Here is a 20,225-nt window from a genome sequence, read left to right on the forward strand (position 1 = left end):
GTTGTTCGCAACTGGGCGGGCGCCATGGTCTACCGGCCACGTGTGCGCCGGGTAACATCGGATTCGTTTTATGTAGCCGGGCACATCTGCCCGGACCGGGATCGGACTGTTAGAGTCCGTTCCCAGCCATGGATACCGGGCATGCCGCCCGGCACCACCCCGCCCCGCCAGGGATTCGTCACCGGCGGCCCGCGTCGCGCAGGAGGAAGAAGTTGCTGTCCGCCTTTCTCAGTGCGTTCCGTACGCCTGACCTGCGCAAGAAGCTGCTGTTCACAGTAGGCATCATCGCGGTCTACCGGCTGGGCGCCACGCTGCCCAGCCCGGGCGTCTCGTACGGCAACGTGCAGAAGTGCCTCGACACGATCCAGGGCGGCAGCACGGGTGTGCTCAACCTGCTGGATCTGTTCTCCGGTGGCGCGCTGCTCCAGCTCTCGGTCTTCGCGCTGGGCATCATGCCCTACATCACCGCGTCGATCATCCTCCAGCTGCTGACGGTGGTGATCCCGCGCCTGGAGCAGCTCCGCAAGGAGGGCCAGGCCGGGCAGGCCAAGATCACGCAGTACACCCGCTACCTGACGCTGGGCCTGGGTGTCCTCCAGGCCTCGGCGTTCGTGGCGCTGGCCCGCTCCGGGCAGCTGTTCAACAACCAGTGCGACCAGTTCCCGATCGTGCCCGAGGGCACCGGCATCCCGAACTGGCTGACCCTGGGCATCCTGGTCATGACCATGACCGCCGGCACCGGCGTGGTGATGTGGCTCGGTGAGCTGATCACCGACCGGGGCGTCGGCAACGGCATGTCCGTGCTGATCTTCACCTCGATCGCGGCCCGCCTCCCCAGTGAGGGCTGGAAGATCAAGACCACCAAGGGCTGGGGGATGTTCCTCCTCGTCATCGCCCTGGTGCTGGTGGTCATCACCGCTGTCACGTTCATCGAGCAGGCGCAGCGCCGCATCCCGGTGCAGTACGCCAAGCGCATGATCGGCCGGCGGATGTACGGCGGCACGTCGACCTACATCCCGCTGAAGGTGAACCAGGCGGGTGTCATCCCGGTCATCTTCGCCTCGTCGCTGCTCTACCTGCCGCAGCTCGCGCTCCAGTTCTTCGATCAGAACGACCCGGGCAAGGTCCAGGCGTGGATCCAGAACCACATCGTGAAGGCGAGCGCGCCGGAGCACATCGCGATCTACTTCCTGCTGATCATCTTCTTCACGTACTTCTACGTGTCGATCACGTTCAACCCGACCGAGGTCGCGGACAACATGAAGAAGTACGGCGGCTTCGTGCCGGGCATCCGCCCCGGCAAGCCGACCGCCGAGTACCTCGACTTCATCCTCAGCCGGATCACCCTGCCGGGCGCGCTCTACCTGGGCATCGTCGCGATCCTGCCGAACTTCTTCTTCATCTGGCTCGACAACCAGCAGTTCCAGAACTTTCCGTTCGGCGGCACCGCTGTGCTCATCATGGTCGGCGTCGGTCTGGAGACCGTGAAGCAGATCGAGAGCCAACTCATGCAGCGGAACTACGAAGGGTTCCTGCGGTAGATGCGACTCGTTCTGGTTGGCCCGCCGGGCGCGGGCAAGGGCACACAGGCGGAGTTCGTCGCCGCGCACCTCTCGGTGCCGAAGATCTCGACCGGTGACATCTTCCGGGCGAACGTCTCCCAGGGCACGCCCCTGGGCGTCGAGGCCAAGCGGTACATGGACGCCGGCAAGCTGGTCCCGGACGAGGTCACCATCAACATGGTGCGGGACCGGCTCGCCGAGCCGGACGCGAGCGAGGGCTTCCTGCTCGACGGCTTCCCGCGGACCACGCCGCAGGCCGCCGCGCTGGACAAGCTCCTCGCCGACCTCGGCACCGCGCTGGACCTGGTGCTGGAGCTGGTCGTCGACGACGACGAGGTGATCCGGCGCCTGTCCGGCCGGCGCACCTGCCGCGGCTGCGGCAAGATCTGGCACGTCGAGTTCGACGCGCCGAGCCGGGAGGGCGTCTGCGACCGCTGCGGCGCCGAGCTGTTCCAGCGCGACGACGACAAGCCGGAGACCATCGCCGCCCGCCTGCGGGAGTACGCCGAGAAGACCGCGCCGCTCGTGGACTACTACGGCGCCCAGGGCAAGCTGGTGGGCATCGACGCGACCGGCCCGGTGGAGGACGTCACGGTCCGCGCCATCGACGCGCTGCGCTCGTACGGCGGCTGAGGTCCCACCGCCGCCCGGCGGATAGAGTGCGAACAGCGGGGTACGTGCGACGTGCCCCGCTGCTCCGCGTACGCGCGACGAAAGGTAAACACCACCATGCGCCGTCCCCAGCTGGACATCCAGCTGAAGACCCCCGAGCAGATCGAGCTGATGCGGGCCGCCGGTCTGGTCGTCGCCCGTGCCCTGCGCCGGATGCGGGAGGCGGTGGCGCCGGGCGTCTCGACGGCCGACCTGGACGCGATCGCCGAGTCGACCATCCGCGAGGCGGGCGCCGTGCCGTCGTTCAAGGGCTACCACGGCTTCCCGGCGTCGATCTGTTCCTCGGTCAACCGGCAGGTGGTGCACGCCATCCCGTCGCCGGAGCAGGTGCTGCGCGAGGGTGACCTGATCTCGATCGACTGCGGCGCGGTGCTGGACGGCTGGCACGGCGACGCGGCGGTCACGGTGCCGGTCGGCGAGGTCGACCCGGCCCTGCTGAAGATGACGGCGGTGGCCGAGGACGCCATGTGGGCCGGGATCGCCGCCGCGGCGCGCGGGGCGGCCTCCGGCAAGGGCCGGCTCACCGACATCTCCCACGCGGTCGAGAACGCGGTCCGCAAGGGCGGGCGGTACGGCATCGTCGACGGCTACGGCGGCCACGGCATCGGCACCGAGATGCACCAGGACCCGCACGTGCTCAACCACGGGCGTCCCGGCAAGGGGCCGCGCCTGGTGCCGGGTCTGGCGCTGGCGATCGAGCCGATGATCACGATGGGCTCGCCGCGTACCGTCGAGCTGGCCGACGGCTGGACGGTGGTGACCCGGGACGGGTCGACGGCGGTGCACGTCGAGCACTCGATGGCGCTGCTGGACGACGGCGTGTGGGTGCTGACCGCCGAGGACGGCGGACGGGCCCGCCTGGGCGACCTGGTGACCGCGCGGCAGACGTCCGTCGACTCTCCGGCCGTCTGAGCGGGCTGCCGCCGTACCCGGTCGAGTGCTGCCGCCTTGGCGATCGGGTGCCATGCTTGTTCCCATGGATGAGCGCAACCGGATGCGGGCGGCCGACGCGGACCGGGAGGCCACCGCGGAACGACTCCGGGTGGCGCTGGCCGAAGGCCGGCTCGACCTGGGCGAGTACGACGACCGGCTGCGCCAGGCGTACGGGGCCAAGACCTACGGCGAGCTGGACGAGCTGCTGACCGACCTGCCCGGTCCCCGGCCGGCGGAGAACTCCCTGCCGGCTCCGCGCGCGACCGGGAAGAGCGGGGTGGCCGAGCCGGGCCGGGCGGCCGTCAGCGCGCGCAACGCCTGGCTGCTGGGTGTCTGGGGGCCGTGGCTGAAGGTGGCCCTGATCCTCAGCGCGATCTGGTTCGTCTCCCAGCTCGGCGAGGGTGAGTTCGAGTTCGACGACTACTGGCCGATCTGGGTGCTGGGCCCGTGGGGCGCCGTGGTGCTCTACCAGACGATCCAGGGGCTGGCCCACGGGGCGCCGGAGCGCGACGCCGAGCGCCGGCGGCGTAAGCAGGTCGAGCGGGAGGCCCGCCGGCGGGCGAAGCGGGAGCTGCCGGAGACGTGACCTGCGTCATATCGGAGCCGTACGGGTGACCGTCGCGCCGGTCGGTTTGGCGAGCGCGTGCGGGTCGGCGTACACTTTTGGATCGGCGCACAGCGTCCACTCCGCCATGCCCACCCTGCGCTTCGGTGGGAGTCGGAGCCGCGGCTGGCGCGGGTTTCCTGATCTTGGTCAGTTCACCCGTGTAAGACGTTGTGGGCCGTCCGGAGCAACCGACGTCAGGACAGCGGAGGACATGCCGAAAAAAGACGGAGCAATCGAGATCGAGGGTCGGGTCATCGAGCCCCTGCCGAACGCCATGTTCCGGGTGGAGCTCGCGAACGGCCACAAGGTGCTCGCTCACATCAGCGGCAAGATGCGGCAGCACTACATCCGCATCCTGCCGGAGGACCGGGTCGTCGTCGAACTCTCGCCGTACGACCTGACCCGCGGGCGCATCGTCTACCGCTACAAGTAAGCCTGACGGCGGCCGGGAGACCCGTGTCCGTCTTCGACGTCCGGATCGCGCACCGCCGCGGCTCCGGGCCAGATGGGAAGTAAGGCAACCGTGAAGGTCAAGCCGAGCGTCAAGAGGATCTGCAACAAGTGCCGGGTGATCCGCCGGCACGGCCGGGTCATGGTCATCTGCACCGACCCGCGCCACAAGCAGCGCCAGGGCTGACGCCCCACATCACCAACTCGTCCCAGCCACGGTCGGGTGCGCAGCGCGTACCCCTCGTGGTTGACCCCCGGTCGGAGGCCGGGGCCCGCTCGGGCAGCGACCGATCCCGGTCGCCGGCGTTCTTGACGCCGGAAGGACAGGGACGGCCGGTGGCGGGGTGGGACGGGTCCACACCTCCGCCACAACATCACGAGGAGTACGCCCGCACATGGCACGTCTAGTCGGCGTGGATCTCCCCCGCGAGAAGCGGATGGAGATCGCGCTCACCTACATCTTCGGGGTCGGTCGCACCCGCGCCCTGGAGACGCTCGCCGCGACCGGCATCTCGCCGGACAAGCGCGTTCGGGACCTCACGGACGAGGAGCTCGTCGAGCTCCGGAACCACATCGAGGGCAACTACAAGGTTGAAGGCGACCTGCGCCGCGAGGTCGCCGCTGACATCCGCCGCAAGGTCGAGATCGGCTGCTACGCCGGTATCCGGCACCGTCGCGGTCTGCCCGTGCGTGGCCAGCGCACCAAGACCAACGCGCGGACCCGGAAGGGCCCGAAGCGGACCGTGGCCGGCAAGAAGAAGCCCGGCAAGAAGTAACTAGGAGCGCACAGACTTATGCCACCGAAGGCTCGTGCCGGAGCCGCCGTCAAGAAGGTCCGGCGCAAGGAACGCAAGAACGTCGCCCACGGGCAGGCGCACATCAAGAGCACCTTCAACAACACCATCGTGTCCATCACGGACCCGACCGGTGCGGTCATCTCCTGGGCCTCCTCCGGCCAGGTCGGCTTCAAGGGCTCCCGCAAGTCGACTCCGTTCGCCGCGCAGCTCGCCGCCGAGGCCGCCGCGCGCCGCGCGATGGAGCACGGCATGCGCAAGGTCGACGTGTTCGTCAAGGGCCCCGGCTCCGGCCGGGAGACCGCCATCCGTTCGCTGCAGGCAGTGGGCCTCGAGGTCGGGCAGATCTCCGACGTCACGCCGCAGCCGCACAACGGCTGCCGTCCGCCGAAGCGTCGCCGGGTCTGAGAGGTTAGAGAGAGATGGCTCGTTACACCGGTGCTGACTGCCGCCGTTGCCGGCGGGAGAAGATGAAGCTGTTCCTCAAGGGCAGCAAGTGCGATGGTCCGAAGTGCCCGTTCGAGTCCCGGCCGTTCCCGCCCGGGCAGCACGGCCGCGGCCGCACGAAGGAGACGGAGTACCTGCTCCAGCTCCGTGAGAAGCAGAAGGCCCGTCGTGTCTACGGCGTGCTGGAGAAGCAGTTCCGCGGCTACTACGAAGAGGCCGTGAGCAAGGAGGCCAAGACCGGCGAGGTCCTGCTGCAGATCCTCGAGTCGCGGCTGGACAACGTGGTCTACCGGGCCGGCTACGCCAGCTCCCGGGACATGGCCCGCCAGCTGGTCAAGCACGGCCACTTCACGGTGAACGGCAAGAAGGTCGACATCCCGTCGTACCGCGTCAAGGAGCACGACATCATCGAGGTCCGGGGCAAGAGCAAGGAGCTCACCCCGTTCCTGGTGGCGCAGGCTCAGGCCGGTTCGCGGTCGGTTCCGGCGTGGCTGGAGGCCATCCCGAGCCAGATGAAGATCCTCGTGCACTCGCTCCCGGCCCGCCAGGTGATCGACACCCAGGTCCAGGAGCAGCTGATCGTCGAGCTCTACTCCAAGTAAGGGCTCGTTGCGGTGGCCCGTCCTTCCGGGCGGGCCACCGGAACAGTTGTGTCGTGGGCGTCAAATAGCGGGCGCCCCGGAAGAGAAGAGAAAAGATGCTCATCAGCCAGCGACCGTCTCTCTCCGAAGAGTCGATCAACGAGACCCGCTCCCGGTTCACCATCGAGCCGCTGGAGCCCGGCTTCGGTTACACGCTGGGCAACTCGCTCCGGCGTACGCTGCTGTCCTCCATCCCGGGTGCGGCGGTCACCTCGATCAAGATCGACGGTGTGCTGCACGAGTTCACCACGATCCCCGGGGTCAAGGAGGACGTGGTCGAGCTCGTCATGAACATCAAGGAGCTGTGCGTCAGCTCCGAGCACGACGAGCCGGTCAGCATGTACCTGCGCAAGCAGGGCCCGGGCGACGTGACCGCCGGTGACATCCAGCCCCCGGCCGGTGTCTCGGTGCACAACCCGGACCTGAAGCTCGCCACCCTCAACGGCAAGGGCCGGCTCGACATGGAGCTGACCGTCGAGCGGGGTCGTGGCTACGTCACGGCGGCGCAGAACAAGCAGGCGGGCGCCGAGATCGGCCGGATCCCGGTCGACTCGATCTACTCGCCGGTGCTCAAGGTGACGTACCGGGTCGAGGCGACCCGTGTCGAGCAGCGGACCGACTTCGACCGGCTGATCATCGACGTCGAGACCAAGCCGTCGATGGGCCCGCGTACCGCGCTGGCCTCGGCCGGTTCGACGCTGGTGGAGCTGTTCGGGCTGGCCCGGGAGCTGGACGAGACCGCCGAGGGCATCGACATCGGGCCGTCCCCGCAGGACGCCCAGCTGGCGGCGGACCTGGCCCTGCCGATCGAGGAGCTGGACCTCACCGTCCGCTCCTACAACTGCCTCAAGCGCGAGGGCATCAACTCCGTTGGTGAGCTCATCGGGCGTACCGAGGCCGACCTCCTCGACATCCGCAACTTCGGTCAGAAGTCGATCGACGAGGTCAAGATGAAGCTCGCCGGGATGGGCCTGGGGCTGAAGGACTCGGCTCCGAACTTCGACCCGGCGCACGTCGTGGACGCCTTCGGCGAGGCGGACTACGACACCGACGACTACCGCGAGACCGAGCAGCTCTAGTCCGCGCTGCCGCCACACCTGAGGAGCACCAAGCATGCCCACGCCCACCAAGGGCCCCCGCCTCGGCGGCAGCCCCGCGCACGAGCGGCTGATGCTGGCCAACCTGGCCACTGCGCTGTTCCAGCACGGCAAGATCCAGACCACCGAGACGAAGGCCCGGCGGCTGCGTCCGCTGGCCGAGCAGCTCATCACCAAGGCCAAGCGCGGCGATCTCGCCTCGCGCCGCCGCGTGCTGGGCGTCGTCAAGGACAAGGACGTGGTCTACGCCCTGTTCGACCAGATCGCGCCCCGGTACGCCAACCGCAACGGTGGCTACACCCGGATCGTGAAGACCGGTCCGCGCAAGGGTGACGCCGCTCCGATGGCGATCATCGAGCTGGTGGAGGAGCTTCAGGTCGCCGAGCCGAAGGCGAACAAGAAGACCGCCGCCCGCAAGGCCGCCCAGCAGGACAAGGTCGAGGCCCTGGCCCCGGCCGAGGAGACCCCGCGCTCCAGCGCCGGTGACCAGGACGCCGAGGCGCCGGTCTCCGCGTCGGGTGACACCGCCGCCGCCCGTGAGGACAGCGACGAGGCCACCGAGAACGACAAGGCCTGAGATCAGGCTCGACCGGGCCCGGCATCCCCTCGGGGGTGCCGGGCCCGTCGCCGTCGACAGGAGGTACGAGGTGGACGAGCGGACCCGGCTGCGGCTGGACGTCTCGTACGACGGCACCGACTTCTCCGGCTGGGCGCCCCAGCCGACCCGGCGCACCGTGGCCGGTGTGCTCGTGCAGACGCTGGACCTGGTGCTCGGCGCCGGCACGGCGACCGGCCTGACAGTGGCCGGGCGTACCGACGCCGGGGTGCACGCCACCGGGCAGGTCTGCCACCTCGACCTGCCGGCTCCCGTGTGGCGGGAGCACGAGGGGCGGTTGCTGCGCCGGCTGGCCCGGCTGCTGCCGCCGGACGTGCGGGTACGCGCGATGACCGAGGTGCCCGCCGACTTCGACGCGCGTTTCTCGGCCACGTTCCGGCGTTACGAGTACCGGGTCACCGACGCGCCGTGGGGCGCCGAGCCGCTGCGTCGCGGGGACACGCTGGCCTGGCCGAAGCCGCTGGACCTGGCGGCGCTCAACGCCTCCGCCGCCGGGCTGGTGGGCGAGCACGACTTCGCCGCGTACTGCCGGCGCAAGGAGAACGCGACCACGCTGCGCGAGGTGACCCGGCTGGACTGGCGGCGCGACCCGGACGGGATCCTGGTCGCCACCGTGCAGGCCGACGCGTTCTGCCAGAACATGGTGCGCAGCCTGGTCGGGGCGATGCTGGTGGCGGGCGACGGGCGGCGGCCGGTCCAGTGGCCGGCCGGCCTGCTGACCCGGCGTGAGCGCTCCAGCGAGGTGACTGTGGCGCCCGCGCACGGCCTCGCCCTGGTCGAGGTGGGCTACCCGGCCGACCCGGCCGAGTACGCCCGCCGCGCCGAGGAGACCCGCCGGTTGCGGGTGCCGGTGGCCGAGGGCTGAGCCCGGCTCAGTCCGTGCCCCGCTGACCGGCGCTGTCCTCGGCCGAGTCCGCGTCGGGCTGCCCGGCCGTTCCGGCGGCCGCACGACGGTCCAGCACACCCCGGTTGAGGTGCAGCTCGATGAGGTCGTACATGATCTCGCGGGCGGTCGCGTCGTCGCTCCCGATGCGTTCCCCGTCGGCTCGGGTGACCAGGCAGAAGGCGACGTAGTGTCCGCGTACCTGCCAGGCGACCCGGGCGGCGGCCTTCTCCACCGCCTCGGTGCCGTCGCCCGCCGCCATGCCACGGAACCGTCCCTGGCGCGCGTCGAGCAGCGGCCGGATGCGGTCGCGTACCCGCTGGGCGGTGGCCACGTCGGTGAGGTTGAACAGACCGGCGGTGATCAGGTGGTCGCCGTCGGACGAGCGGAGCGTGCCCCGCACGACCTGGTTGCAGCCGAGCCGGGTCAGCAGGTCGGCGATCTCGCCGGTGGCGGCGACCTGGCACTTCGTGCTGGCCTGGGTCTTGAGCACCCGGTAGGCCGGCTTCCCGTCGGTGAGCACGAGGTCCTTGGCCGGGAAGACCTCCTTGGTGGTGAGCGCCGCCTGGTCGGTGTCCCGGGAGTCCAGGTCGGTGCCGCCGGACGGGGTGCTCGACGACTCGGTCGGCTGCGGGGTCGGCTGGCCGGCCGGCGGTGTGGCGGTGCGTTCGTCCAGCAGGGCCGCGACGGCGAGTCCGGTGAGCGAGAGCAGCAGAAGTACGGCGGCCCCGCCGACGAGCGCCTGCCAGAACCGGCCGCCGCCTCGGCGTTCGGCGCGCCGGGTCCGGGGCAGCTCGGAGACGTCGGCGGCGCGGGTGGTCGGGCTGGCCGGGATCGGCACCGTCGGCCGGTTCGCCGCCGGTACGGGGGCCGGCACGGGTGGTGCGGGCTGCGGCACGGGGGACGGCTCCCGGGGTGGCGCGGGCTGTCCCGGTGTCGGCGCCGGGGGCGCCGGAGCCGGGGCGCGGGCGTCGTCGGCCATCGCCTGCTCGTCGGGTACCGCAGGTGGCAGCGCCTGCTGCTCGGCCGACCCGGGCGGCGGCTGCGCCGGCTGGGCGGCGGGCCGGGGCGGCGGGGGCAGCGACGGCGTGGGGAAGCGGGAGCGTGACGGACCCGCGGGCGGGGGCGTCGCGGCCGCGGGCCCGTTCGGGGCCGACCCGGGCTTCGGGTACTCCAGGAAGGCGTCCTCATCGGACTCGTACCGGTACACCATGTGGCATAGAGTAGGACTGATTGTCCCTTTCAGGGGTAATATCGGGAAATTCTGGCGGAGTGGCGTGTGACCCCGCCCCTGACACCGTCGCCGGAACAGCTCCGGCCCGGTGCGAGAATGCGGGCGTGACCGGCGACCACTACTTCACCGCTGAGCCCTCGACCCCGGCCCGCCCGCGCGAGGTCGAGTTCACAGTCGCCGGGCGCGACTACACGCTCGCCTCGGCCGGCGGTGTCTTCTCCGCCGACCGGCTCGACCCGGGCACCGCCGTGCTGCTGCGCAAGGCCGACCTGCCGGCCGCCGACGTCACCGGCGCGCTGCTCGACATCGGCTGCGGCTTCGGCCCGATCACGTGTGTCCTGGCCACCGTCACGCCGAAGGCCACCGTCTGGGCGGTGGACGTCAACGAGCGTGCCCGCGCCCTCACCACCGCCAACGCGGCCCGGGTCGGCGCCGCCGACCGGGTACGCGCCGTCGCGCCCGACGAACTGCCGGACGACGTCACCTTCACCCAGATCTGGTCCAACCCGCCGATCCACATCGGCAAGGCGGAACTGCACGGCCTGCTGCTGCGCTGGCTGCCCCGGCTCGCCCCGGACGGCGTGGCCTGGCTGGTCGTCGCCCGGCACCTCGGCGGCGACTCGCTGCACCGCTGGCTGGTCGAGCAGGGCTGGTCGGTCGAGCGGCACGCCAGCCAGAAGGGCTACCGGGTGCTGCGGGTCACCCGGTAATCCGGTGTCGTCCACGCACCCGGCTCAGGCAGGATGCCCGCGTGGGATACGTGGACGTGGCAGGAGTCGGGCACATTCTCCCGGACGGGCGTGAGCTGTTCGGCGACGTGTCGTTCCGGGTCGGTGAGGGCGCCAAGGTGGCGCTCGTCGGCCCGAACGGCGCCGGCAAGACCACGCTGCTGCGGATGGTCGCCGGCGACCTGCCGGTGAAGACCGGCGCGATCGCCCGCTCCGGTGGGCTCGGCGTGATGCGGCAGTTCATCGGCATGATCGGCGACGAGTCCACGCTCGCCGACCTGGCCCTGTCGCTCGCGCCGCCGGCGCTGCGCGACGCCGGGCGGCGGCTCGCCGAGACCGAGGCGGCCATGCGGGCGGCCGAGGTCCGCGGCAAGTACAGCTCCGCCGCCGCCAAGACCCAGCTCGCGTACGCCGAAGCGCTCGCCGCCTGGGGCGAGACCGGCGGGTACGACGCGGAGGTCCTCTTCGACACCGTCGCCACCATCGTGCTGGACCTGCCCTGGGACAGCGCCCGGGAACGGCCGGTGCGCACGCTCTCCGGCGGCCAGCAGAAGCGCTTCGCGCTGGAACTGCTGCTGCGCGGCCCGGACGAGGTGCTGCTGCTCGACGAGCCGGACAACTTCCTCGACGTACCCGGCAAACGCTGGCTGGAGGCGCGGCTGCGCGAGTCGGGCAAGTCGGTGCTCTACGTCTCGCACGACCGGGAACTGCTGGCGCAGACCGCCGACCGCGTCGTCGCGGTGGAGGGCGGCAGCGCCTGGGTGCACCCGGGCGGATTCGCGAGCTGGCACGACGCCCGGGTGGCCCGGCACGCCCGCCTCGACGAGCTGCGCAAACGCTGGGACGAGGAACACCAGAAACTGCGCGAGCTGATGCTGATGTACAAGCAGAAGGCCGCGTACAACGACGGGATGGCCTCCCGCTACCAGGCCGCGCAGACCCGGTTGCGCAAGTTCGAGGAGGCCGGGCCGCCACCCGTACCCCCGAAGGACCAGGACATCCGGATGCGCCTGACCGGCGGGCGGACCGGCAAGCGCGCGGTGATCGCCGAGCAGTTGGAGCTGGACGGCCTGACGTACCCGTTCGACCTGGAACTCTGGTACGGCGACCGGGTCGCGGTGCTCGGCGCGAACGGCACCGGAAAGTCGCACTTCCTGCGGCTGCTGGCCCGGGGCGGCACCGACCCGGAACCGGGCAACACCCCGGTCGACGGCGCCGCCGCGCTCGCGCCCGTCGCCCACGGCGGCGTGGTCCGGCTCGGCGCGCGGGTCCGGCCCGGGCACTTCTCGCAGACCCACGACCGGCCGGAGCTGATGGGCAGGACGCTCGTCGAGGTGCTGTGGCGCGGCGACGACCACCGGGCCGGCATGGACCGGCACGCCGCCATGGCGGCGCTGTCCCGGTACGAGCTGGCCGGCCAGGGCGACCAGCGGTTCGGCACGCTCTCCGGCGGGCAGCAGGCCCGGTTCCTGGTGTTGCTGCTGGAGCTGTCCGGGGCGACGCTGCTGCTGCTCGACGAGCCCACCGACAACCTCGACCTGGCCTCGGCCGAGGCGTTGGAGGCCGGGCTGACCGCGTTCGAGGGGACGGTGGTCGCTGTCACCCACGACCGCTGGTTCACCCGTACCTTCGACCGGTTCGTGCTGTTCCGCGGCGACGGCGACGTGGTGGAGACGCCGGAGCCGGTCTGGGACGTGGGGTGATCGGCCAGGACCTGGCCGACCGGCTGTGCGCGGTGGACGGCGTGGTCGCGGTGGCGCTCGGCGGCAGCAGGGCCCGCGGCGACCACCGGCCCGACTCCGACTGGGACCTGGGCCTCTACTACCGGGGTACGCCCGACCTGGCCGGACTGCGCGCGGTGGCCGCCTCGATCGCCGACGGGCCGGTGGACCTCACCGCCCCGGGCGGCTGGGGACCGTGGGTCGACGGTGGCGGCTGGCTGCGTGTCGACGGGGTCGCGGTGGACTGGATCTACCGCGACCTGGACCGGGTACACCGGGTCTGGGCGGACTGCCGGGCCGGCCGTTACACGGTCGAGGTGCAGGCCGGGCACCCGCTCGGTTTCTACTCCCACGCCTACGCGGGGGAGGTGGCGCTCGGACGGGTGCTCGGCGACCCGACCGGCGAACTGACCGCGCTGCGGGCCGAGACCGTCGACTACCCGCCCGCGCTCGGCGCCGCCCTGGTGGCCGGCGGCTGGGAGACCGGGCTGCTGCTCGACGGCGCGGCCAAGGGCGCGGCCGGGGGCGACGCCGGCTACGTGGCGGGCTGCCTGTTCCGGGTGGTCGGGGTGCTGGTCCACGCGCTGCACGGCCGGGCCGGACGGTGGCTGGTGAACGAGAAGGGCATGATCGCGTCCGCCGGGCGCCTGCCGGGTGCGCCGCCGGACTTCGCCGAGCGGGCGCAGGCGCTGCTGGGCGCGGTGGGGCGTACCCCCGACGAGCTGGCGGCGACGATCGGTGACGCCCGGATGCTGGCCGCCGAGGTGCTCCCGCTGCCCGGGTGACGCCCGGGGAGCGGGCATAGGGTGGATTCGTGAGTGAGATGACCTATCGCCGGCTGGGCGACTCCGGGCTCGTGGTGTCAGTGGTCGGTATCGGCTGCAACAACTTCGGCCGCAAACTCGACCTCGACGGCACCCGGGCGGTCGTGGACGCCGCGCTCGACGCCGGGATCAACTTCTTCGACACCGCCGACATCTACGGCGAGCCGCAGGGCGCCTCCGAGGAACTGCTCGGCCAGGCGCTCAAGGGCCGACGCGAGGACGTGGTGTTGGCCACCAAGTTCGGCATGGACATGAACGGCGCGAACGGGCCCGACCACGGCGCGCGGGGCGCCCGCCGCTACATCGCCCGCGCCGTCGAGGCGTCGCTGCGCCGGCTCGGCACCGACCACATCGACCTGTACCAGATGCACGAGCCCGACCCGGGCACCCCGATCGACGAGACGCTCGCCGCGCTGGACGACCTGGTGACCGCCGGCAAGGTGCGCTACCTGGGCAACTCCAACTTCGCCGGGTGGCAGATCGCCGACGCCGACTGGACCGCGTCCTCGCAGGGGCGTACCCGGTTCATCTCCGCGCAGAACCACTACTCGCTGGTGGAGCGCGGGGTGGAGGACGAGGTGATCCCGGCCTGCGAGCGGTTCGGCCTGGGCATGCTGCCGTTCTTCCCGCTCGCCAACGGGCTGCTCACCGGCAAGTACAAGCGGGGCGAGGCACCCCCGGCCGGAAGCCGCCTGGCCGGTGGCGGCCGGTACGCCGAGCGCCTGGCCGCCGCGCGCTGGGACGTCATCGAGGCGATCGAGGCGTACGCGGACGAGCGCGGAATCAGCATGCTCCAGGTTGCCATCGGCGGCCTGGCGGCGCGTCCCGCGGTGACGTCGGTGATCGCCGGCGCGACCACTCCCGAGCAGGTGAAGGCCAACGCCGAAGCCGGCACCTGGCAGCCCACCGACGAGGACCTGGACGCCCTGGACGCCATCCTCTGACGGTCCCTGCCGGTACCGACCCGTTCGCGCGCGTCCGCCCCTCCCGCGCGTCGGGCCTGCGCCCGCACGTTGGGCCTGCGTCCACGCGTCGGGCGTGCGCCCGCGCTTCGGCTTGGGCTGGTGCGCCGGGCGTGTGCCCGCGCGTCGGGCATATGTCCGGCGTCCGCCCTCCCGCGCGTCGGGCGTGTGCTCGCGCGTGGGGCGTGCGTCCACGCGTCGGGCGTGGCGTCCGCGCGTCCGGCTTGCGCCGGCTCGTTCGTCGCTCCCGCGGGTCCGCCCCTCCCGCGCGTTGGGCCTGCGCCCGCCGGGGCTTGCCCGCGCGCGGAGGCACCCATGGCGTTCCACTCAGAGGCAGCGCTCGCGATGGGTGGAACGGCATGGGTGTCAAGAGGGCCTCGAGACACCCATGGCGTTCCACCCGCGGCTGAATCTGGCGACGAGTGGAACGCCATAGGTGTCTGCGGGCGGCCCTCTGACGCCCGCGGCGACTCGGGCGGCCCGGCCGGCGGGGTCAGACTCGTGGCTGAGGGCTGAGGGCTGAGGGCTGAGGGCTGAGGGCTGAGGGCTGAGGGCTGAGGGCTGAGGGCTGAGGGCTGAGGGCTGAGGGCTGAGGGCGCGGAGGCGGATCAGTGGTTTGCGGTGGTGGCGCGACGTTCGGCCAGGGCCTGGCGCACCAGGGCGACTGTGGCGTCGGGACGGCGTAGCACGTCGTCGGCGGTGAACCGGAGCACGACCCACCCGGCCGCGCGCAGCGCGTTCAGGCGCGCCACGTCCCGCCGGAAGTGCGCCCGTTCCCGGTGGTGGTCGCCGTCGTACTCGACCGCTAGGCGGAGTGCCGGCCAGGCCAGGTCCACCCGGGCCACGAAGCGTCCGCCGGCGCGTACCTCGTGCTGGGCGGTGAGCGGGCCGAGGCCGGCGTCGAGGAGGAGCAGCCGCAGCCGTGTCTCCATCGGGGACTCGCTCAGCGGCTCGGCCAGCGCCAGCACCTCGCGCAGCAGCGGAGCGCCCGGCCAGCCCGGACGGTCCGCGGCGTAGGCCCGCAGGGCGGGCAGCTTCACGACCCGGCGACGCAGCAGCGCGTCGACGGTGACCAGCGCCTCGGCGAGTGGGCCCTGCCGGCCCAGGTCGAACGCGGTACGCAGCGGGGTGGTGACGGGCAGCCCGCCGACGAGGGTGCGGTCCTGCTCCGGCAGCGGCGACCGGACCACCCGCAGTCGTGGGTGCGGTCGCAGTCGAGCAGCAGTCGGCAGCAGCACGGTGACCGGCGCGTCGCGGGTGAGCACGTCCGCGCCGGACAACCAGGCGGCGCTGCGTCCCGCCAGCACGGCACCCGGCGGCAGGCGCAACGCCACCGCCTCGCACCACATCCGGTGGTCGTCGGCGCGGTGTCCGCCCCGGTGCACGTACACGTCCGGCAGCAGGCGGACCCACGTCGGCCCGCGCAGCATCGTCCAGGTGAGCAGCCCTTCGGAGACGGCACGACCGCCCCGGAACGGCAGGATCGCCAGGCGGCGCGGGACACGGGCGGGAACGGACATCCCGGCAGCGTGTCGTGACGGGACGGTCACCCGCTGCCCCGATCCGGCGGACGGCTGGTTCCTGGGAAAAACCTCACCCGCTCTTCCGTACCGGCGGGAGGCGTCGTACGGTAGGCCGCAAGTGACCCACGGGAGCCCGGTGTGGACCGGGCTGAGAGGGGGGCTGGGAGCCCCCGACCGTCGAACCTGATCCGGGTAATGCCGGCGCAGGGAGGAGCGTTGCCGTGCCGTCCCTGGGACGACTGCATCTCATCACCGACACCCGGCCGGGGCGTGACCCGCTCGCCGTGCTGCGTGCCGCCCTGCCGGTGGCGGGCGCCGACCTCGTCGTGCAGGTGCGGGTGGAGGACGACGCCACCGACCGGGAGGCGTACGAGCTGGCGTGCCGCGTGACCGAGGCGTGCCGGCCGTACGGAGCGCGGTGCCTGGTCAACGACCGGCTGCACGTGGCGCTCGCGGTGGACGCCGCCGGTGGCCACGTCGGCGCGGACGACCTGCCGGTGGCCGCCGCGCGCCGGGTGCTCGGCCCGGACGCCGTGCTCGGCGCGACCGCCCGGGAACCGGTGGGCGCCCGCGCGGCGGTGGACGCGGGCGCGAGCTACCTGGGCGTGGGCCCGTGCCACTCCACCACCACCAAGTCCGGCCTGCCGGACCCGATCGGCCCCGACGGGATACGCGCGGTCGCCGAGGCGGTGGGCGTGCCGGTGATCGCGATCGGCGGGGTGACCGCCGCGACCGTGCCGGCGCTGCGGGCCGCCGGGGCGTACGGGGTGGCGGTGGTCGGCGCGCTCAGCCTGGCCGCCGATCCCGCGCACACCACCGCCGAGCTGCTGCGGGCGCTGACGCGATGAGCCCGGCCGACGTGGCGGTGGTGGGCGCCGGGCCGGTGGGACTCGCCATCGCGTGGCGGTGCGCGCAGCGCGGACTGCGCGTGGTGGTGCACGACGACCGGCCCGGGTCGGGCGCGTCCTCGGTGGCCGCCGGGATGCTGTCACCGGTCGCCGAGGCGTACTTCGGGGAACACGAGCTGACCGCGCTGCTCGTCGAGTCCGCCGCCCGCTGGTCCGGCTTCGCCGCCGAACTGGCCGGGGCGAGCGGCGTCGACGTCGGCCACCGCACCGAGGGCACGCTCGTCGTCGGCCTCACCGCCGACGACCTGGCCGAGGCGGGGCGGCTGTGGTCGTACCAACGGGGGTTGGGACTGCCGATCACGCCGCTGCGCCCCTCGGAGCTGCGCGACCGCGAGCCGGCGCTGGCGCCGCGCGTGCGCGGCGGCGCGGTGGCCCCCGGCGACCACCAGGTCGACCCGCGGCGGCTGGTCGCCGCGTTGCGCACGGCCGCCGAACGCGCCGGCGTGGAGCTGCGCCCGGCGCGCGTCGGCGCGCTGTCCGACGTGGACGCGCGGGTCACCGTGGTCGCGGCCGGCTGCGGCGCGGCGGCGCTGACCGGCCTGCCGGTCCGGCCGGTGAAGGGCCAGGTGCTGCGGCTGCGCGCGCCCGGTGGCGGTCCGCCGGGCTTCCGGCACGTGATCCGGGGGTACGCGGACAGCGAGTCGGTCTACCTGGTGCCCCGGGACAGCGGCGAGGTGGTGGTCGGGGCGACGGTCGAGGAGCGCGCGGACACCGCTGTCACCGCCGGTGGCGTGCTGACACTGCTGCGCGCCGCCGCGGAGCTGGTGCCGGAACTGGTCGAGTACGAGCTGGTGGAGGCCGTCGCGGGGTTGCGCCCCGGTACGCCGGACAACGCGCCGATCATCGGGCCGCTGCCCGGGCGGGCTGGCGTGCTCGCCGCGACCGGGCACCACCGGCACGGCATCGTGCTCACGCCGGTCACCGCCGACCTGGTCACCGAGCTGATCGTCACCGGCGAGCCGGATCCCGCGCTCGCCCCCTTCACCCCGGACCGCTTCGGGAAGGAGCGCACGTGGAACTGATCGTCAACGGCACCGGCCGGACGCTGCCCGAGGGCGTCACCGTCGCCGAGGTGGTCCGCACCGTCACCGACCGGGAGCGCGGGCTCGCGGTCGCGGTGAACGGCGAGGTGGTGCCGCGCGGCGGCTGGTCGGCGAGCGTGCTGCGCGACGGCGACCGCGTCGAGGTGCTCAGCGCCACCCAGGGCGGGTGAACGGATGTCCACGTTGGAGATCGGCGGGGTCACGTTCGGCTCCCGGCTCGTCCTCGGCACCGGCGGCGCGGCCAACCTGCACGTGCTGGAGCAGGCGATCCGCGCCTCCGGCACCGAGCTGGTGACGCTGGCGCTGCGCCGGGTGGACACCACGCCCGGCGGGTCGGGCGGCCTGCTCGACCTGGTGGAGCGGTGCGGCGTACGGCTGCTGCCGAACACGGCCGGCTGCCGGACCGCCGTGGAGGCGGTGAAGACGGCGCACCTGGCCCGGGAGGCGTTCGACACCGACTGGGTGAAGCTGGAGGTGATCGGCGACGAGCGCACGCTCCTGCCCGACGGGGTGGAGCTGCTGCGCGCCGCCGAGGAGCTGGTGGCGGACGGGTTCACGGTGCTGCCGTACACCTCGGACGATCCGGTGCTGGCCCGGCGGCTGGCCGACGTCGGCTGCGCGGCGGTGATGCCGGCCGGGTCACCGATCGGCTCCGGACTGGGCATCGGCAACCCGCACCACATCCGGCTGATCCGGGCGGCGGTCGACGTGCCGGTGGTGCTCGACGCGGGCATCGGCACCGCCTCCGACGCCGCGCTCGCGATGGAGCTGGGCTGCGACGCGGTGCTGCTGGCCAGCGCCGTGACCCGGGCCGCCGACCCGGTGGCGATGGCCACCGCGATGCGGTACGCGGTCGAGGCCGGGCGCCTGGCGTACGGCGCGGGCCGCATCGCCCGCCGCTTCCACGCGCTGGCCTCCACCCCGGACGAGGGACGGCCCGACCTGTGACCGCTCTACGCGTTGCCGTTCCCGGCGATCTTGGTACGCGCGCGCCCCTGGACGGGCGGCCGGGTACCAAGATCGACGCCGGGCCGACCGGTGTCGTGCTGCTGACCGATCGGCGGGTGGCTCGGAGGTCGCTCGTCGACGTGGTGGCGGGCGCCGTCGGCGGGGGAGTGCGCTGGGTGGTGCTGCGGGAGAAGGACCTGCCGCGCGCCGAACGCCTGGCGCTCGCGGTCGACCTGCGCGCGATCCTCGCCGAGGCAGGCGGCACGCTGATCGTCGCCGGACCGGACCCGCTCGACGGGGACGCGGTGCACCTGAGCGCCGCCGGGCCGTACCCGCCGCCCGCCGTCGGGCTGGTCGGCCGTTCCTGCCACGACGCCGCCGAGCTGGCCCGGCTCACCACCGAGCACTACGCAACGCTGTCCCCGGTCTACGAGACAAGGACAAAGCCCGGCTACGGCCCGGCGTTGCAGCCGACCGGGCTCGCCGCGCTGGTGAAGGCCAGCCCGGTCCCGGTACTCGCCCTCGGCGGCATCGAAACGCCGGCCCAGGTCCACGCATGCGTAGCAGCAGGCGCAACCGGAGTAGCCGTGCTGGGCGCGATCATGCGCGCCCAGAACCCCACCGAAACCGCCACCACGCTGGGCAGAGCCTTCCAGGAGGCGGCCACCCGCTTGGCGCGCACCCACCCTGCGCGATCCGACGAAGGCCCACACGAGAAGGGCTGCGGCCGACCGTGACCACGGAGGGATCAAGCCTGACCGCCCGGAGTGGGCACGGTCGGCCGCAGCCCCAAACCGCAACCACTGCCGGCCGCAGCCGTCAAACCACCGGAGAAGACCAGTGACGCCGAGAACAGTCCTCACGATCGCCGGCTCCGACTCCGGAGCGGGAGCGGGCATCCAGGCCGACCTCAAGACGTTCGCCGCGCTCGGGGTGTACGGCACCACAGTGCTCACCGCCGTCACCGCGCAGAGCACCCGGGGCGTGGACGCCGTCCTGCCGCTGCCCCCGCAGACCGTGCGCGACCAGATGGACAGCGTGCTCGGCGACTTCGACGTCCGGGCCGTCAAGAGCGGCATGCTCGGCACCCCGGCGGTCGCCGACGCGGTGGCCGAGGCGGCCCGGGCCGGGCGGCTGCCGCACCTGGTCGTCGACCCGGTGCTGGTCGCCACGAGCGGGCACCGGCTCGGCGTGGTGGAGGCGGTCGAGCGGCTCCTGCCGTACGCGGAGGTGGCGACGCCCAACTGCGCGGAGGCCGCGGCCCTCACCGGAGGCCCGGTGGGCACCGTGGAGGAGATGGTCGCGGCGGCCGAGGCGCTGGCGGCGCGCGGCCCGGCGTTCGTGGTGGTGACCGGCGGCGACGTGGACGCCGACGGCGAGTCGGTGGACGTGCTCGCGGGCGGCGGGACCACGCGCCTGCTGCGCGCGCCCCGGGTGGACACCCGGCACAACCACGGCACCGGCTGTTCGTTCTCGGCCGCCGTCGCGGTCCGGCTCGCCGCGGGCGACGCGGTGCCGGTCGCGGTGGCCGCCGCCAAGGAGTACGTCACCCGCGCGCTGACCGGCGCGCGGACCTGGGAGCTGGGCGCGGGACGCGGCCCGCTGGACCACTTCGGCTGGTCCGCATGAGTG

Annotated in this window: 24 protein-coding genes and 1 riboswitch; of the genes, 22 read left to right on the plus strand and 2 right to left on the minus strand. The window is 72.8% G+C overall.

Annotated features, from left to right (window positions below; all coding sequences use genetic code 11):
• The first annotated feature begins 212 nt into the window (after window positions 1-212).
• The 12 genes from secY (at window position 213) to truA (ending at window position 8,684) form a co-directional block, all read left to right on the plus strand.
• Complete coding sequence (secY, locus tag V6U82_RS11165; protein ID WP_120573088.1) at window positions 213-1,541, plus strand: preprotein translocase subunit SecY; 1,329 nt, start codon at window positions 213-215, stop codon at window positions 1,539-1,541.
• The gene (locus V6U82_RS11170; RefSeq protein ID WP_128137052.1) at window positions 1,542-2,195 is read left to right on the plus strand and encodes an adenylate kinase; all 654 of its coding nucleotides are present in this window, start codon (window positions 1,542-1,544) and stop codon (window positions 2,193-2,195) included.
• A gap of 96 nt (window positions 2,196-2,291) precedes the next feature.
• Window positions 2,292-3,146: a type I methionyl aminopeptidase gene (map, locus tag V6U82_RS11175; RefSeq protein ID WP_334460851.1), complete on the plus strand. Its 855-nt coding sequence runs from the start codon at window positions 2,292-2,294 to the stop codon at window positions 3,144-3,146.
• Between the two features lie 82 nt (window positions 3,147-3,228).
• The gene (locus V6U82_RS11180) at window positions 3,229-3,753 is read left to right on the plus strand and encodes a DUF1707 SHOCT-like domain-containing protein (protein ID WP_128137055.1); all 525 of its coding nucleotides are present in this window, start codon (window positions 3,229-3,231) and stop codon (window positions 3,751-3,753) included.
• 232 nt (window positions 3,754-3,985) lie between these two features.
• A complete protein-coding gene (infA, locus tag V6U82_RS11185) occupies window positions 3,986-4,207 on the plus strand; it encodes a translation initiation factor IF-1 (protein WP_007073013.1) in 222 nt (73 codons plus the stop codon).
• Between the two features lie 90 nt (window positions 4,208-4,297).
• On the plus strand, window positions 4,298-4,411 hold the full coding sequence (gene rpmJ, locus V6U82_RS11190; protein ID WP_012184307.1) for a 50S ribosomal protein L36: 114 nt from the start codon (window positions 4,298-4,300) through the stop codon (window positions 4,409-4,411).
• Window positions 4,412-4,619: 208 nt separating this feature from the next.
• Window positions 4,620-5,000: a 30S ribosomal protein S13 gene (gene rpsM / locus V6U82_RS11195; RefSeq protein ID WP_013288614.1), complete on the plus strand. Its 381-nt coding sequence runs from the start codon at window positions 4,620-4,622 to the stop codon at window positions 4,998-5,000.
• Between the two features lie 18 nt (window positions 5,001-5,018).
• A complete protein-coding gene (rpsK, locus tag V6U82_RS11200) occupies window positions 5,019-5,426 on the plus strand; it encodes a 30S ribosomal protein S11 (RefSeq protein WP_013288613.1) in 408 nt (135 codons plus the stop codon).
• 14 nt (window positions 5,427-5,440) lie between these two features.
• Complete coding sequence (rpsD, locus tag V6U82_RS11205; RefSeq protein WP_120573092.1) at window positions 5,441-6,067, plus strand: 30S ribosomal protein S4; 627 nt, start codon at window positions 5,441-5,443, stop codon at window positions 6,065-6,067.
• 95 nt (window positions 6,068-6,162) lie between these two features.
• A complete protein-coding gene (locus tag V6U82_RS11210; RefSeq protein ID WP_007073009.1) occupies window positions 6,163-7,185 on the plus strand; it encodes a DNA-directed RNA polymerase subunit alpha in 1,023 nt (340 codons plus the stop codon).
• Window positions 7,186-7,219: 34 nt separating this feature from the next.
• Entirely contained in the window at window positions 7,220-7,780 is a 561-nt protein-coding gene (gene rplQ / locus V6U82_RS11215; RefSeq protein WP_013288611.1) for a 50S ribosomal protein L17, read from the plus strand.
• A gap of 70 nt (window positions 7,781-7,850) precedes the next feature.
• Window positions 7,851-8,684, plus strand: a complete 834-nt coding sequence (truA, locus tag V6U82_RS11220) for a tRNA pseudouridine(38-40) synthase TruA (RefSeq protein WP_334460852.1) — start codon at window positions 7,851-7,853, stop codon at window positions 8,682-8,684.
• Between the two features lie 7 nt (window positions 8,685-8,691).
• On the opposite strand, the gene V6U82_RS11225 is transcribed toward truA, so the two are convergent.
• Entirely contained in the window at window positions 8,692-9,915 is a 1,224-nt protein-coding gene (locus tag V6U82_RS11225) for a hypothetical protein (RefSeq protein WP_334460853.1), read from the minus strand.
• A 125-nt stretch (window positions 9,916-10,040) separates the two neighbouring features.
• Here V6U82_RS11225 and V6U82_RS11230 point away from each other — a divergent pair, with 125 nt between their 5' ends.
• Genes V6U82_RS11230 through V6U82_RS11245 form a run of 4 tightly spaced genes read left to right on the plus strand, consistent with a single transcriptional unit; the run spans window position 10,041 to window position 14,153 of the window.
• Window positions 10,041-10,646, plus strand: coding sequence for a class I SAM-dependent methyltransferase (locus V6U82_RS11230; protein ID WP_334460854.1), 606 nt, complete (start codon window positions 10,041-10,043; stop codon window positions 10,644-10,646).
• 41 nt (window positions 10,647-10,687) lie between these two features.
• Entirely contained in the window at window positions 10,688-12,367 is a 1,680-nt protein-coding gene (locus tag V6U82_RS11235) for an ABC-F family ATP-binding cassette domain-containing protein (RefSeq protein WP_334460855.1), read from the plus strand.
• Window positions 12,364-13,170 (plus strand): nucleotidyltransferase family protein, encoded by an 807-nt coding sequence (locus tag V6U82_RS11240; protein WP_334460856.1) that lies wholly within the window; start codon window positions 12,364-12,366, stop codon window positions 13,168-13,170. The genes V6U82_RS11235 and V6U82_RS11240 overlap by 4 nt, the downstream gene beginning before the upstream one ends.
• A 38-nt stretch (window positions 13,171-13,208) precedes the next feature.
• Window positions 13,209-14,153 carry an aldo/keto reductase gene (locus V6U82_RS11245; protein WP_334460915.1) on the plus strand — a complete coding sequence of 315 codons (945 nt, stop codon included), beginning with the start codon at window positions 13,209-13,211 and terminating at the stop codon, window positions 14,151-14,153.
• Between the two features lie 626 nt (window positions 14,154-14,779).
• Here the strand turns inward: V6U82_RS11245 and V6U82_RS11250 are convergent.
• Complete coding sequence (locus V6U82_RS11250; protein ID WP_334460857.1) at window positions 14,780-15,691, minus strand: DUF559 domain-containing protein; 912 nt, start codon at window positions 15,689-15,691, stop codon at window positions 14,780-14,782.
• Window positions 15,692-15,809: 118 nt separating this feature from the next.
• Window positions 15,810-15,921, plus strand: a riboswitch (TPP riboswitch).
• Here V6U82_RS11250 and thiE point away from each other — a divergent pair.
• The 6 genes from thiE to thiD all read left to right on the plus strand — a co-directional run bounded on the left by thiE (window position 15,916) and on the right by thiD (window position 20,222).
• The gene (thiE, locus tag V6U82_RS11255) at window positions 15,916-16,542 is read left to right on the plus strand and encodes a thiamine phosphate synthase (protein WP_334460858.1); all 627 of its coding nucleotides are present in this window, start codon (window positions 15,916-15,918) and stop codon (window positions 16,540-16,542) included. Its footprint overlaps the riboswitch before it by 6 nt.
• Complete coding sequence (gene thiO / locus V6U82_RS11260; RefSeq protein ID WP_334460859.1) at window positions 16,539-17,624, plus strand: glycine oxidase ThiO; 1,086 nt, start codon at window positions 16,539-16,541, stop codon at window positions 17,622-17,624. The genes thiE and thiO overlap by 4 nt, the downstream gene beginning before the upstream one ends.
• Entirely contained in the window at window positions 17,615-17,815 is a 201-nt protein-coding gene (thiS, locus tag V6U82_RS11265; protein ID WP_013288601.1) for a sulfur carrier protein ThiS, read from the plus strand. The genes thiO and thiS overlap by 10 nt, the downstream gene beginning before the upstream one ends.
• Before the next feature lie 4 nt (window positions 17,816-17,819).
• Entirely contained in the window at window positions 17,820-18,593 is a 774-nt protein-coding gene (locus tag V6U82_RS11270; protein ID WP_302905421.1) for a thiazole synthase, read from the plus strand.
• Window positions 18,594-18,664: 71 nt separating this feature from the next.
• Window positions 18,665-19,330 carry a thiamine phosphate synthase gene (locus V6U82_RS11275; RefSeq protein ID WP_334460916.1) on the plus strand — a complete coding sequence of 222 codons (666 nt, stop codon included), beginning with the start codon at window positions 18,665-18,667 and terminating at the stop codon, window positions 19,328-19,330.
• 103 nt (window positions 19,331-19,433) lie between these two features.
• A complete protein-coding gene (gene thiD, locus V6U82_RS11280) occupies window positions 19,434-20,222 on the plus strand; it encodes a bifunctional hydroxymethylpyrimidine kinase/phosphomethylpyrimidine kinase (RefSeq protein ID WP_334460860.1) in 789 nt (262 codons plus the stop codon).
• The last annotated feature ends 3 nt before the right edge of the window (window positions 20,223-20,225 follow it).

The sequence above is a fragment of the Micromonospora sp. CPCC 205554 genome (assembly GCF_036902745.1).
GTDB classification, from domain to species: domain Bacteria; phylum Actinomycetota; class Actinomycetes; order Mycobacteriales; family Micromonosporaceae; genus Micromonospora; species Micromonospora tulbaghiae.